The 12,927-nt window shown below is 69.6% G+C and carries 16 protein-coding genes; 6 read left to right on the forward strand and 10 right to left on the reverse strand.

All coding sequences use genetic code 11. The annotated features are described in order from the left end of the window. Window positions 1–17: 17 nt before the first annotated feature. Window positions 18–839: a rhomboid family intramembrane serine protease gene (locus PQI07_RS08610; RefSeq protein WP_043355351.1), complete on the reverse strand. Its 822-nt coding sequence runs from the start codon at window positions 837–839 to the stop codon at window positions 18–20. A gap of 350 nt (window positions 840–1,189) precedes the next feature. On the opposite strand from PQI07_RS08610, the gene PQI07_RS08615 reads away from it, so the two are divergent. Together PQI07_RS08615 and PQI07_RS08620 are read left to right on the forward strand one after the other, a co-directional pair. Further along, window positions 1,190–1,789, forward strand: coding sequence for a PAS domain-containing protein (locus PQI07_RS08615; protein ID WP_043379090.1), 600 nt, complete (start codon window positions 1,190–1,192; stop codon window positions 1,787–1,789). A 230-nt stretch (window positions 1,790–2,019) separates the two neighbouring features. After that, a complete protein-coding gene (locus PQI07_RS08620) occupies window positions 2,020–2,661 on the forward strand; it encodes a PilZ domain-containing protein (protein WP_043355343.1) in 642 nt (213 codons plus the stop codon). 27 nt (window positions 2,662–2,688) lie between these two features. Here the strand turns inward: PQI07_RS08620 and PQI07_RS08625 are convergent, their stop codons facing one another. Together PQI07_RS08625 and PQI07_RS08630 are read right to left on the reverse strand one after the other, a co-directional pair. Beyond that, a complete protein-coding gene (locus PQI07_RS08625) occupies window positions 2,689–3,270 on the reverse strand; it encodes an SCO family protein (protein WP_043355341.1) in 582 nt (193 codons plus the stop codon). Window positions 3,271–3,375: 105 nt separating this feature from the next. Beyond that, complete coding sequence (locus PQI07_RS08630; protein ID WP_043355339.1) at window positions 3,376–3,879, reverse strand: PRC-barrel domain-containing protein; 504 nt, start codon at window positions 3,877–3,879, stop codon at window positions 3,376–3,378. Between the two features lie 178 nt (window positions 3,880–4,057). Here PQI07_RS08630 and PQI07_RS08635 point away from each other — a divergent pair, with 178 nt between their 5' ends. Together PQI07_RS08635 and PQI07_RS08640 are read left to right on the forward strand one after the other, a co-directional pair. Beyond that, on the forward strand, window positions 4,058–4,528 hold the full coding sequence (locus PQI07_RS08635; protein ID WP_043355337.1) for a tRNA (cytidine(34)-2'-O)-methyltransferase: 471 nt from the start codon (window positions 4,058–4,060) through the stop codon (window positions 4,526–4,528). Between the two features lie 593 nt (window positions 4,529–5,121). Next, on the forward strand, window positions 5,122–5,478 hold the full coding sequence (locus PQI07_RS08640) for a hypothetical protein (protein WP_274926453.1): 357 nt from the start codon (window positions 5,122–5,124) through the stop codon (window positions 5,476–5,478). On the opposite strand, the gene PQI07_RS08645 is transcribed toward PQI07_RS08640, so the two are convergent. The 6 genes from PQI07_RS08645 to PQI07_RS08670 form a co-directional block, all read right to left on the reverse strand. Continuing rightward, on the reverse strand, window positions 5,472–6,470 hold the full coding sequence (locus PQI07_RS08645) for a lytic transglycosylase domain-containing protein (protein WP_053609315.1): 999 nt from the start codon (window positions 6,468–6,470) through the stop codon (window positions 5,472–5,474). The genes PQI07_RS08640 and PQI07_RS08645 overlap by 7 nt on opposite strands. A gap of 6 nt (window positions 6,471–6,476) precedes the next feature. Then, window positions 6,477–7,388 carry a CsgG/HfaB family protein gene (locus tag PQI07_RS08650; RefSeq protein ID WP_043379424.1) on the reverse strand — a complete coding sequence of 304 codons (912 nt, stop codon included), beginning with the start codon at window positions 7,386–7,388 and terminating at the stop codon, window positions 6,477–6,479. Between the two features lie 116 nt (window positions 7,389–7,504). Beyond that, the gene (locus PQI07_RS08655) at window positions 7,505–8,002 is read right to left on the reverse strand and encodes a curli assembly protein CsgF (protein ID WP_274926454.1); all 498 of its coding nucleotides are present in this window, start codon (window positions 8,000–8,002) and stop codon (window positions 7,505–7,507) included. 4 nt (window positions 8,003–8,006) lie between these two features. After that, on the reverse strand, window positions 8,007–8,570 hold the full coding sequence (locus PQI07_RS08660; protein ID WP_274926455.1) for a hypothetical protein: 564 nt from the start codon (window positions 8,568–8,570) through the stop codon (window positions 8,007–8,009). A 237-nt stretch (window positions 8,571–8,807) separates the two neighbouring features. Continuing rightward, window positions 8,808–9,128: a curli-like amyloid fiber formation chaperone CsgH gene (gene csgH / locus PQI07_RS08665; RefSeq protein WP_043379079.1), complete on the reverse strand. Its 321-nt coding sequence runs from the start codon at window positions 9,126–9,128 to the stop codon at window positions 8,808–8,810. Between the two features lie 113 nt (window positions 9,129–9,241). After that, window positions 9,242–10,060, reverse strand: a complete 819-nt coding sequence (locus PQI07_RS08670; RefSeq protein ID WP_274926456.1) for a hypothetical protein — start codon at window positions 10,058–10,060, stop codon at window positions 9,242–9,244. A 576-nt stretch (window positions 10,061–10,636) separates the two neighbouring features. Here PQI07_RS08670 and PQI07_RS08675 point away from each other — a divergent pair. Together PQI07_RS08675 and PQI07_RS08680 are read left to right on the forward strand one after the other, a co-directional pair. Beyond that, entirely contained in the window at window positions 10,637–11,308 is a 672-nt protein-coding gene (locus PQI07_RS08675) for a hypothetical protein (protein WP_139239473.1), read from the forward strand. Continuing rightward, window positions 11,305–11,700, forward strand: coding sequence for a hypothetical protein (locus tag PQI07_RS08680; protein WP_274926457.1), 396 nt, complete (start codon window positions 11,305–11,307; stop codon window positions 11,698–11,700). The genes PQI07_RS08675 and PQI07_RS08680 overlap by 4 nt, the downstream gene beginning before the upstream one ends. 36 nt (window positions 11,701–11,736) lie before the next feature. Here the strand turns inward: PQI07_RS08680 and PQI07_RS08685 are convergent, their stop codons facing one another. Continuing rightward, complete coding sequence (locus PQI07_RS08685; protein WP_274926458.1) at window positions 11,737–12,744, reverse strand: dienelactone hydrolase family protein; 1,008 nt, start codon at window positions 12,742–12,744, stop codon at window positions 11,737–11,739. Window positions 12,745–12,927: the final 183 nt, after the last annotated feature.

A 12,927-nucleotide genomic window follows, 5' to 3' on the forward strand; every position in this document is an offset into this window, starting at 1 on the left:
GCCGGATGGCAAGGTGCTCAGTGCCGCCGCGGCTCCCGAGGGTCGACGAGGGGGAACAGGAAGAAGCCCGCGATGAAGCCGCCGAGATGCGCGTCCCAGGCGATGGCGGCGTTCTCGCCGACCAGCGGCATGCTGACGAGGCCAAAGAGCAGGTTGGTCAGGAGCCAGATCACCAGGAACGACACGGCCGTCCGGTTGCGCAGCAATTCGGGGATCGTCTCGGCGGGCCGGGCCGGCGGCACCTGCCAGGCCGGCGCGCCGTAGCCGGAGACCGGCGGCTGGAACACGAAGCGGGCGGCGGCCGCCATCAGGGCCGAGATCCCCGCCGAGGCGCCGACCAGCGGCCCGGCGCCCAGGGGATCGATCAGGATGTGGAACAGGCCCCCGGCCGCGGTGCCGGCAAGGGCGAGGACGCACCAGCGCAGGGCGCCGCAGCGGCGCGCCACCGGGGCGCCGAAGGCCGCGAGCCAGACGCTGTTGAAGATCACGTGCATCCACGAGCCGTGCAGCAGCGCGTAGGTGACGAGCGTCCAGGGCTGGAGGGCGTGCTCGCCCACGATGTAGCGGGCGAAGGCCTCGCGGGCCGCCTCAAGGCTGGGATCGCCCGTATCGGCGGCCGCGCGGATCACCTCGGTGGCTTGGCCGGGATCGAACCAGAGGGTCCAGCGCGCCGGGATCAGCGCCAGATCGAGGACGAGGCGGATGTCCCAGGTGTCCGGCAGCAGGAACTCGCGCACCGCCTGGATCGCCAGAAGAAGCCCGATCGCGAGGGTGACAACCCCCGGCATGTTGAACACGGGCACGCGGCTCTGCCGCGGAAAGTCGGGGGAGGCATCCATCGCGGCACCATGTCGGGGCGCGGCGCGACTGGGCAAGCCCCGGCGACGTATTGAAGCTCGCAAAGACGCAGAGGATACCAGTCCATCACACGGCGCCCATCTGTCTTCGCACCGGTTCCGCCCCGGATGACGGCTGAGCGCCGCGCGGGGTGCGACGATTGTGTCGCCGGCCCTGACGCGCTAACCCCCGGGCCGCGCGTCGCCGGTCGGTCCAGCGATGCGCGGACGCACCGGGCCGGCACGGCCCATGCGCCCAGACGCGGTGAGCGCCCGGATCGGCCCGTCACACCCGCGCGGATGTGCCAGAGTGATCCGGGGATGAACCACAGGCGTTGAGAATCGGGACACCGATGAAACATCCCACCAGCCGCATGCTCCACGCCTACTGGGAGCGCCTGCGCGGAGAGCGGGCTGCTCCGGAGCGCGCCGAGATCGAGCCGGGCGAGATCCGGCACCTTCTCGCCGACAGCCTGATTTTGGAACTCGACATGCTCGCCCGTTCCGCGACGATCCGGCTCGCAGGGACGCGGGTCTGCGCCCTGTATGGCCGTGAACTGAAGGGTGAGCCCTTCGCCCGGCTCTGGGGCTCCCGGGCCCCGGATCCCTGGCGGATCGTCGAGATCGTCGCCAGCGACACGCTCGGCGTCGTGGCGGGCCTGCGCGGCACGAATGCGGCCGGCGAGGCGGCGGACCTCGAACTCCTGCTCCTGCCCCTGCGCCACCGCGGCCGGACCCAGGTCCGCGCCCTCGGCACCCTGAGCCTCGACGGTGCGCCGCACTGGCTCGGCCTGCGCCCGCTGATGGAAGCCGAGACAACCTCCCTGCGCATCCTGCCCAGCCGCCGTCCCGAGGCGGGGCCGCCCGCCCGCACCGCCGTGCGCACGAGCGCCACCTATCCCGGACCGGTGCGCCACGGTCACCTCCTCGTCCACGCCGGCGGACGCGCCTGAGGATTGTATTCATTCAAAGATTCACTGGGATGACGCTCGCTGCCACGAGCGGATCCGCGCGGGAATCCGAGAACACCGTCACGGCGAAAGTCGATCGCGCCCGTCGAGGCAACGTCCGATAGTGAATGCTTCTACAGGGCCGAAACACGCAGAAGCAGGAAAAAAGGGTTTCGTAACAGTCCGAGCTTAGTCTGTACCGGCCTTTATCTCGGCGTAGGACCTATCTCGGAATGATCGCGGTCGCGGCCACCGCCGGAACAGATCGACGCGGGGCGCCCCCCGAGCCGGCGCGCGGTGCGGCCGACCAGCGCCGGCACCAGCGCGTGCGGGTCGCCGTGCTCGGCCGCTACATGCTGGCCGATCGTCGGGAGTACCCCTGCCAGACGGTGGACATGTCGCCGGGCGGCGTGCGGCTAACCTGCGCGGTGCAGGGCGAAGTCGGCGAACGCGTGGTGCTCTACCTGGAGCATATCGGCCGGATCGAAGGCGTGATCGCCCGCCCCTGCGCGGACGGCTTTGCGGTCCAGCTCAACGCCACGCCGCGCAAGCGGGACAAGCTCGCCTCCCAGCTCACCTGGCTGGCCAACCGGGAGATGCTGGGGCTGCCGGAGGGGCGCTCGCACGAGCGTCTCGTCCCGACCAACACGGCCGTGATCCTGCGCGTCGAGAGCGGCCGCGAGATCAGGGCACGCCTCATCGACATCTCGATGTCGGGCGTGGCGATCTCCTGCCCGGTGCCGCTGCCCCTCGGCGCCGCCGTCACGGTGGGCAGCACGCCGGGGCGGCTGGTCCGCTATTTCGAGGGCGGCTTCGGCGTGCAGTTCCTGCTGCCCCTCTCCCCCGACCGCTTCCATGCCGGGATGACGCTGTAGCGCGTCCCCGGCCGGACCGCACCGCGCTCAGATCTTCCTGGCGAGCTGCGCAGCGACCTCGTCGGCCGGCCGGGTCAGGTCGAGGGCGCCGAGGAAGTGATTCTGCGCGTCCATGATGTACACCAGGGCGGTATGCTCCATCGTGTAGTCGCCGTCCTTGGCCGGCACCTTCCGGGCATAGGCCCGGTACGCCTTCTCGGTGGCGGTGACCTGCTCGGGGGTCCCGGTGAGGCCGGTGATGCGCGGATCGAAACTCGACAGGTAGGTCTTCAGGCTCGCCGGATCGTCCCGCTCGGGATCCACCGTGATGAAGGCGACCCGCATCGCCTGGCCCTTCGGCCCGAGGGCGGCCAGCACGGCGGAGATCTGCTGCAGGGTGGTCGGGCAGACATCCGGGCAGTGGGTGAAGCCGAAGAACACGAGATGGGTGGCCCCGGCGAAATCGCGCTCGGTGACGGTGCGTCCGTCCTGGTTCACGAGGGTGAACGGGCCGCCGACGCCGGGTACGCCCACCGGCGCCTTGTCGGGCAGGAACGCGAACACCGCCGCCCCGGTGAGGCCCACGAGGCCGAGGCAGAAGGCGAGAAGCGGGACGAGGGCGCGGCGCATGGGACGGGTTCCGACCTCCGGGGGAGGCCGGCACAGCACACAACGGCGCGCGGAAGCAAGCCGGCGCGGTGCCGCCGGCCGCCCGGCCCCGCGCCGTCGGCGCGGTCAGGGCTTCTGCGCCGGCTCCCCCGCGGGGCTCGCCGGAGCGGCGCCCTTCGGCGGCTCCTTGCCGAGATAGACGTATTCCGGCGCCGCCCGGAGCTGGTCCTTGGTCGTGTCGATCCGTGCCTGAAGGGTCTTGCCGTCGGTGCGGTCGAGCTTGAGCACGGACGGGTCGACCGCGACGTATTTCGAGCCGATCCCCAGGAAGCCGCCGACCCCGATGATCCAGGCCTTCACGGCGCCCTTCTGGTCGAGGACGAAATCGGCAATCTGCCCGATCGTCTCGTTGGCGCCGTTGACGACGCTGGAGCCGATCAGCTTGCTGGCGACCATGTCGTCGGGGGTCTGAGCCACGAAGGTCGGGCGCAGGTTGTCGGCCATGGTGGCGGGTGCGCCGGGAACCGGGGTCGCGGCGCTGCCGCCGTCCGGCTTGGTGCCGTCGGTCTGCGCCGAGGCGGTGGCGAGGCCGGCCAGCAGGAGGGCCGAGGCGAGGAGCGGGGTGCGCATCGGAGCAGGTCTTTCAGACGGGGGCCGAACATGGGGTGGCGCCGCCTCAAGGTTCTGGCGGGGCTTAAGTTCCGCCCGGTCTCGGCGTCGGCGGGGGCCGCCGCGGCGGTTTGCCGGCTGTGCGTCGTCGGCGCGGGCCTTTGACGGCGCGGGCCCCACCCCGCACAAGGCGGGTGTCATGCTCCGCCTCGCCCTCTACCAGCCCGACATTCCCCAGAACACCGGCACGATGCTGCGCATGGCCGCCTGCCTGGGGCTCGCGGTGGAGATCGTGGAACCCGCGGGCTTCGATGTCTCCGACCGGCACCTGCGCCGCTCCGGGCTCGACTACCTCGACCACGTGGCGATCACGCGGCACCGCTCATTCGCGGCCTTCGCGGCGTGGCGGGCCGAGGCCGGGATCCGGCTCGTCCTCGCAACCACGGCGGGCGCCCTGCCCTACACGGACTTCGCCTTCCGCCCGGACGATTGCGTGATGATGGGACGCGAATCCGCCGGCGTACCGGAGGCGGTGCACGCGGCGGCCGATGCCCGGATCGTGGTGCCGATCCGGCCCGGCCTGCGCTCGCTCAACGTCGCGGTTGCGGCCGCGATGATCGCCGGCGAGGCCCTGCGGCAGGTGGGCGGGCCATCGCGGGCGGGCGTCTAGAATCTGAACGCGGCCGGATTGGCCGCGCGCACGGCTGCGTTCGACCCGATACCGTCACTCAGCGGACTGTGACGCCATCCCATAGGCGGACCGTGCGGGCTGCGCGGGGCCGTCGGCAGAGTGATCCGCCCCCGTGAAGGGGCAGTCCTTTTGGCGCTGCAGCTTGCCGCGCTCCGGGGGATCGCCTTGAGCGGCCCTCACCGACATCCCACCGGATCGCTGTGCCGTTGCCGATCAGGCCCGTCCCGCAGGCATCGGTCGGACGAGGGGGCGCCTGCGCCAGGTGCCGCCGCTTGCAGGCCACTAGGAGCCGGCCGTCTCGCCGACATGACTTGCGGATGTGGAGATGACCCCCTCGGCGACGTGGCGCGGCGGTCCGCCGAGCGCCGGTCGATGCTGCGAAACGGGGCGGCGAAGTCGGGCGGGCCTCGGCCGCGCGCCCGACCGGCGGCCGCGGCCCAGATCTGGCCTCTGGAGATCGAGCGAAATCAGAATTTCGGAACTGGCAGGATAGGTGAATGTTCTGATAGACGCTGAATAATGTAGGTTCAGGCCGACGCAGCGACTCGCCTGCACGGCCGTGAGGTTCGTCCATGTCCGGATTTGCACTGCGGACGATTGTGTTCGCCGCCGCCGCCGCGGGGAGCATCACCGCCGCTGCGGCGCAGGGCGCGCCGGTGCCGAACGTGAACGACTGCACCTTCATCCGCGACCCGACGGCCCTCCGGGACTGCATCGAACTCTACGAGGGGCAGCGCCTCGCGCCCGGCCCGCGACCGGCTGCGTTTCAGCGGGCGCCGGTGATCGACCGGTCCCTGCTTGAGGCGGCGGGCCCAATCCCGGCGGCGGGGGCATCACGGCGCGGGAAGCGGCGCAGGCTTCGGCAGTGCCGCCAGCCGACCACGCCCGCCCAGGCGGTCCGGATCGAGCAGCTCGCGCCCCCTCAATAGACCGCCTGGACGAGGCAGGTGCGGCCTTCGCCGTTCAGGACCGCGCAGAGGGCCTGCTCGGAGCGCGGCTGCGGGCTCCGTGCCGACGGGCGCTGGGACCTCGTCCTGGCGGAGCGCGCCGTCGACGGCACGGGCCCGTCGCGCAAGACCGGCTCGGTCCCCAGCAGGGACGCAGGACGCAGGAGCGGGTCGGCGCGGCCGGCCCAGGCAGAGCCGAGACTGCGCGGGGCGAGGAAGGCCAGCGCCGTCCCCGGCAGGGACCGGCCGCTCTGCAGGGCCCACTCCTCCAGGGGGCGGCCCGTGATGCGGATCACGTAGTCGCGCGTCTCGGCGGGCATGCCCGAACGGCCGTCGAGCCATCCGCGCACGCGCTGAGGGCCGGCATTGTACGCGGCGGCCGCCAAACCGAGATTGCCGAAGCGCGCGCGGTGCTCGCGCAGGAGTTCGGCGGATTTCGGAATCGCCTCCACGGGATCGAACGGGTTTCGCAGGCCGCGCTCGGCGGCGGTCCCGGGCATGAACTGGGCGATTCCCTGTGCGCCGACCGGACTGACCGCATAGGGATTGAGGCCGCTCTCCTGACGCAGAAGGCGCAGGAAGAAGTCGGGCGGCAGGTCGTTGGCCGCGGCCGCGGTCGCGATCAGCCGGTCCAGGTCGCCATCACCCCGCGAGAACAGCAGCGACGCGGCATCGATCGGCTGGAACGCGCCCCGATCCAGGACCAGAAGGTCGGCCATGGCCGGACTGATCGCCGGACTGATCGCCGGCCACCGGACCAGGCTGGCCACCGGCCCAATCGGCGGCGGCGCACTTTGCGCGAAGGGTGTGAGGTCGGCCGCATCCGGCGCCATCGGGGCACGCGCGGTGCTCGATGCCCGGGGCGCGATGATCGGGGTCAGGGCGGCGGCCAGAACGAGACAGAGGGCGAGCGGCCCCCGCACGCCCCTGCGGCGGTGGCCGAACCGGAGCGGGCGTGCGACGGGCTCCAGCATGGCGGTTCAGGACTTGACCACCACCGGCCCCACCGGCGCCACCGGCGCCTCTGCGGCCGGAACCTCGAGCGGCGTCGGCTTGTCGCGGGCGAGGTACGCGTCGACCAAGCGCGTCCCGAGCACCGGGTCCCGGAAGCGCCAGAGCTTCTTGCGCGTGCCTTCCATGATCGTCGCGTAGACGGCGAGGTCGATCGCCTCGCGGACGGCCATCTGGGTCGGCTCGTTGCGGGTCACGCCCGCCTCGACCTGCAGCAGCTTGGCCACCGCCACGTAGCGGTACGCGTTGGCGTTGAGGGCGACCGAGTAGATCGTCTTCGTCACCGTGACGCTGTTGAGCACCTCGCCGCTCTGCACGGAGACGATGCGCATCGCCACCGTCACCTCGTCGCGCCGGTATTTGGTGTCGCCGCCGATGCCCAGAAGGTTGGCGCCGGCGCCGCCCGTGACGGTGTTGGCATCGTAGCCGATGATGCCGCCCTCCACGATCAGGCCGGCGAACCGGATCGGCGGCAGCGGCTTGGCCTCCACGCCCTCGAATTCCTGGCGCGTGGCCCGGATGAGCTGCCGCTCCTGCAGCAGATTGGCGAGACCGGTGCGCTCCACCACCGAGAACCACTGGCCGCGGCCGGCGCGCCGCAGGGCGTCGACCACGAAGGCGCCCCCGCCCTGCGTGACCGCGCGGGAATATTCCGCGATGTTGTCGTTCGGCTTGTTCTGACCGGTGAGGTCCGGGAAGCTGTAGATCGCGATGTCGACCCGGCGAGTCGGCGGCGGCAGCGTCTCCAGATTGAGGTCGGTGGGCGACGGCGGCGTCACCACCGGGGCCTGGGCGAGCAGCTCCCGCTCCCAGGGGGCGCAGGCGGCGAGGCCCGCACACAGGATGACGGCGCCGACCAGGCTGTTCAGAAGGCTACGCACGGGCAACGCCGTCTCCGTTCCGGTCCGCATGCCGGTCCGCCGCGTCCGCTCGCGCGGCACAGGTCGGCGAAGCCGGCCGCCAAGGATGATCGGTTTGCATCGTCCTGCGCCCGGCTTCAGGGCGCGCCCGAGAGCGGCGTCGTGGCGATCGCGCTGCCGCCGGCCGCCGCCGTCGCCGGGACGACGATGGTGGTGGTCGACTGGCCGTCGAAGATCTGGAGCTGGATGTTGGTCCCCAGACGCTGGAACGTGACCTGGGATCCGCCGAAGCTGTAGCTGCCACTCTGCTGGGCGTTCTCGCCGAAGAGGGCCTGGGTGATCTGGTTCGCCAGCGAGCTGTAGATCTGCGTCTGCAACTGCTGGGCGAAAATCTGACCGGGGGTCTTGGTGTTGGCGTTGCTCTGGGCCGCCGAGAACAGCTGCTGGTCGCGCTGGGCGGACCGTTGCGCGTCGTTCTGGGCGGCGGCCTCGGCCTGCAGCCAGGCGCCGTTCAGGGGGCTTCCCCCGAAGGACGGGTTGATCGGCTGGTAGACGAGGCTGCTGGCCTGCGCCTCTGCGCCCGCAAGGAGAGCCGCACCGCAGACGAGCGGCCCGAGGAGACGGGACAAGCGCATGGGGTTACCTCCGGGTGACCGAGACGTTGGCGCCGTTGCCGACTTGCGTGATGCTGATCGGCAGGGCGTTGTTGCCCTGCTGCTGCGCCGAGATGGCGTTGTTGTCGCCGCGGACCGTGATCGTCGCGGCCGCGCCGCTGCCGTCCTGCCGGGTACCGACGGTGTTGGAATCGCCGAAGACTGAGACTGTCGACTGATTGTAGGAGCCTGTCTGCTGCTGCGTCACCGTATTGCGCGCGCCGATGATGCTCTGGACCGCGACATTCCCGTAGCCCGACATGTCGATCGTGGAGATGTTGCCTGTTCCGACCTGAAGGGCCCGGGCTTGATTGGCTGCCGGCTGGGGCGGGAGGCTCGGGCTGAGCAGCAGGATGCCGGACTGGTTGCCCAGGATGTAGTCGCTCTCCTGGATCGCCCGCCCCGGAGCACCGGCCGCGGGGCGTTGGGCTAGGGCTTGGATCTGTTCGATCGCGACGCGATCCTGGGCCGCCGCCGAGCCGGCCATGAGCGGGAGGACGAAGAGCAGCACTTGACCTGCGGTCCGGCTGCGGCGCGTGCGGCGCATCATCTGTCCCCCCTGCTTGTTTGGCCCACCTTAAATCAGTGCTATTCGATAACGTACAGCAAAATATCTTATCCACATGGCTTCTAAGCCGGCGTGTGGTGACTATGGCACAATGAATTCTGATAAGAATCGAACCGCTGCCGCCGTTGGCAGCCCATGTCAATGAATCGACGGATAATTTCCCGATAACGAAAAAGTGGTATGTCAACCGACTGACATCGGCGATTATCGATCGGCCGATCAAAGATCGTATATGCTGATATGACCGCAGTTGATCTTGCGCCCGTCGATCAGCACGGACGCGTCGATCCGGAGCTGGCCGTTCGGCAGGACGCTGACGGTCAGATTGCCGACATCCCGGGTTTCGCCGGGGGCGAGGTCGAAGCCACCGCCCTGCTGCATCGTCGCGGTGCCTGCCGGATCCGATTTCCGCACGACCAGGCTGTACCGCCCTGCGGTGCCGCGGGGCGCCTCGACGCGAAGAGCCAGACGCGTCGTTTCGGCCGAGCGGCTCTCGACCACGCGACAGAGGACGGGCGGATCGACGGTGAGGCTGGGCATGATCGAGACTGCGCCTGCGATTGAAGACGCTGGGATGGCGAGAGAAGGGACGCTCCCGCAGGAGCGCCCCTTCCAGGACACGTCAGACTGGGGATGGGCCTCAGCCCGATCCATTAGTGCTGGCGGATCGTCACGCTGTTGAAGCCGCCGATCTGCGCGAAAGCAGCATTGGCCGAGTTCGCCGACTGCGTGATGGATCCATAATTGCCGAAGCCGTTCTGATAGCCGAAGGCGCCGACAGACGATCCGGTCTGCGTGATCGACGCCTCGTTGCCTCGGCCGATCTGGAGCAGGGCGGCGTAGTTGGTGTTGCCGTTCTGGCTGATGTTGCCTACGTTATAGTCGCCGGACTGGACGATCGCTGCATAGGCGTTGTCAGCTCTGTAGTCTTGCGTGATGCGGGCCCTGTTGTTGTCGCCGTTGAACTGGAAAATGCCCGCGTAGGTGTTCTTCGATCCGGCCTCGGCGGTGATCCACGCCTTGTTCTTGTCGCCGTTCTGCTGGAACTGCGCCACGCCGTTGGTCCCGAGCTGATTCGAGTCGACGTAGTTGGCGATGCCTTGCTGGAACGAGCCGTTGGCGACGCCGATCGTCGGATTGCCGTAGCGATTGCCGGCGATCGTGCTCACGGTGTTGTTCGAGCCGCCCTGCGTGACCTTCAGTTCGTTGAACGCACCGTTCTGCAGAATGGTCTGGGCGCCGTTCGAGACGCCGTTCAGGTTGCTCTCCGACAGATTCGGGACTGACAGGTCGACATTGGTCGAGAGCTTGCCGGCCTTATTGTTCGTTCCGGTCTGATCGACAGTCGCGGAGTTCGATAGACCGCGCTGGATGACGAAGGCTTCGTTCGCGGTAGTTCCAGCGCCCATGACGGGGGTCTGGGACTGCGCCGAGGCGCCTGTCGCAAAGGCCGTCAGACCGGCGACCGCCACGGACGCCAGAACAACTGACTTGAACATAGATACACTCCCATTTTTATTTATGTGTCCTCTCGAACACAATCTATGCCATCGCAGTCGCTCTATCGTTACAGCGATTTAACGGCTTGTTAAGCGTATCCATAAGCCGATGATGGGTGTCAAGCGTGAGTTAGGCAAAAATCTACAATCTTTACAATTTTCTGGATTCATTTTTCAGATAAAAATGCCGTGAATTCAGTATGGATGGCGCGTCGAAAGACGAACATTCTCAACTGTTTAAAGTGACCCTGCCGCGATCGCTGACTTAGAATCCATTCCACGGGATAGGCAGTCTTCGTTAGTGCCATCACAGGTCGGTATAGGCGTGTTAAATTGGTCACATCAGTTATGGCTGAAAGTGGTATGTTGCTGGCCAAGCAAGAATGCTCCGAAAGGTGATGTGGGACGGGTCTCACAGGGCCATGCCGCCGTCGCCGCTTAGGATCCGTCGACTGTGCTTGAGCCGAAAGGTTTTCGCGGACGACGAAGAGATCGAATTCACCGCAAGACGAAAAATCGTCTGCGATACGCGTTGGGTGGGAGGCTACGATGAGGCAGCGCGGCCGATCGCTGATGCAGGTCCTGCTCGCCACCGCGACCCTGGGGTCCGTCGGCGCCAACTCGGCCGAGGCTCCGCCCGCGGCCCCGGCCCCGCCGGCAGCCTCACCACAGACACCGCCCGCGCAGCAGCCAGCCTCCGCCAGGGCCGCGTCGACGCAACCGGCGCCCGCCCCCGCGGGCTGCGACGCCACCTGCGTGCGCGCCAACAACGAGATCGCGTCCCAGATCTGCGCGCCGCGGATCGAGGCGCAGGCGCCGACGGATTTCGAGTGGGTCTCGCGGCCCTTCGCCAAGATCTTCCAGCAGGCGGAGGCGCCCGAGGGCGCCGCCACGGTGGTGCGCTATCGGGGGGATTCGATCCGCTTCCTCAGCCCCGCGAAGGAATGGGTGCGGGTGACCTACGAGTGCGGGTTCGATGCGGCCAACCGTTCGGTCGCGTATGTGCGGGTGCGGCTCGGCCGGCTCGACCAGGCGGACGCGCCCGCACAACCGCCGCAGCAGGTCCGGGCCAATGCTCCGTCCCCGCAGCCGATGGCGCCCCAGGCGCAGCAGCAGGCTGGCCGCGTCGGGGCGCCGGTCCCACGCAGGCTGCTTCCGTCGGAGCCGAGCGAGGTCGAGATCCGGCAGGTCAACCCGCGGATCCGGCAGGCGCAGCCATGATCCCGACCCGGTCCCGGCAAGCCAGGTCCCGGCAAGCCCGGTCCCGGCAAGCCCGGGCCGTCCTGGCCCTGCTGGCCGGCCTCGGTGCGGCCCCCGCCGCCGCGCAGCCGAGCCCGCTCTCGGTGAACGATTGCACCTTGCTGCCGGACCCGGGCGCCCTGCGGCGCTGCCTCGATCAGGCGGAGGGACGCGTGGTGGCGCCCCTGCCGCCGGTCGCGGGGCCGGCCACGTCCGAGCGCCCCGAACAGGTGGTGCAGGCCGCGCGCGGCGCACCGGTCGCCAAGCCCGGCGCCAAGCCCGGCGCCCTGCCGCCGACGGACTTCCTCGGCAACAGGCGGGAGCCCGCACCGCGGGCCCATCCGTCGGGACGGACGGTCATCGATCTCCAGTGACGCCTGCACGGCGTCGATCCGGCGACGATCCGGCCGTCACGGCCGCCGGAACGCGGCCTCGAGCGCGTCCGAGACGCTCGACAGGGTCGCGGCGCGGGCGGCGGCGTCGGAGCCGATATGCGGGTCGTGCTGCACGCACGGGGCGGTATAGGCGAACGGCGTGGCGTTCGGGCCCTCCACGAGGGCGCCGCCCTCCGCCTCGCGGATCGCGCAGGCCCGGACCGTCTGCGCGCCCTTGGCGACCACGGGGTGGGCCGGCCCGTTCGGGTTGTCGAAGACGTGCTGCGCGCCGGGATAGACGGTCAGGCCGACATCGGCGCCGGCCGCCTTCAGTCGCTCGGCGTAGGCGGCGCAGGTCGCGGCCGGATTGTAATCGTCGCCGCTGCCCCCGAACATCCGGATCGGCCGGTCCACCAGGGCGGTGTCGTCCCGGAATCGGATCGCGCAGTCGGGATAGACCGGCAGGTAGAGGGCGGGGGTGACGCCGGAGCGGTTCCAGGCCGCGTCGAAGCGCTTGAGGCTGGCATACAGCGCAGCCTGGCCGCCGCGCGAGAAGCCCATCACGGCGATGCGCGACGGATCGACCCGCGGATGCTGGGCCAGCACGCCCAGCGCCCGGTAGATGTCGAGGATCAGGTTCGTGCGCGCGAGGAGACTCTGATCGGTGTTGACGCTGGTCAGGCCCCGGCCGGTGAAGCCGTCGATGGCGAAGGTCGAGATCCCCCGCGCCGCCAGCGCCCGCTGCCAGAACTCGATGTTGCCGCCGAGGCCCCCGGAGCCGTGCATCAGGATCACGGTCGGCAACCGCTCCGACCCCGGCTTGGCGATGCGCAGGAGCCCGGCGACCGTGACGGGCTTCGCACCCTCGGACGTGCCGGCTAGGAACTGCCGGTCGGTCAGCGTCAGGCTCTCGAAGGGATGCATCTCCACGCGGGCGGCATAGCTGCCGAGATCGGCGACGCCGTCCTGCGCCGGCTCGGCGGAGGCCGCACGCGGGCTGCAGGCCAGGAGGCCGGCCGTCAGGAACAGGATTGATCGCCGCATCGAAACGCTCCACAGCCGCGCGATACCGTATCAGCGGCGCGGCGGCCCTGTCGCGGCGCGCCAGGACGGAACCGGTTTCCCTTCGGCGCCCGGTGTCACGCCCTGGGGCTCCGGCGGTGGGCACCTGGATGCCGACGGAAACGGGACGCTTCGGATCCGCCGCAGGCCCCTGTCACCGGGCCG

Source organism: Methylobacterium sp. 092160098-2 (genome assembly GCF_028920805.1).
GTDB lineage: Bacteria > Pseudomonadota > Alphaproteobacteria > Rhizobiales > Beijerinckiaceae > Methylobacterium > Methylobacterium fujisawaense.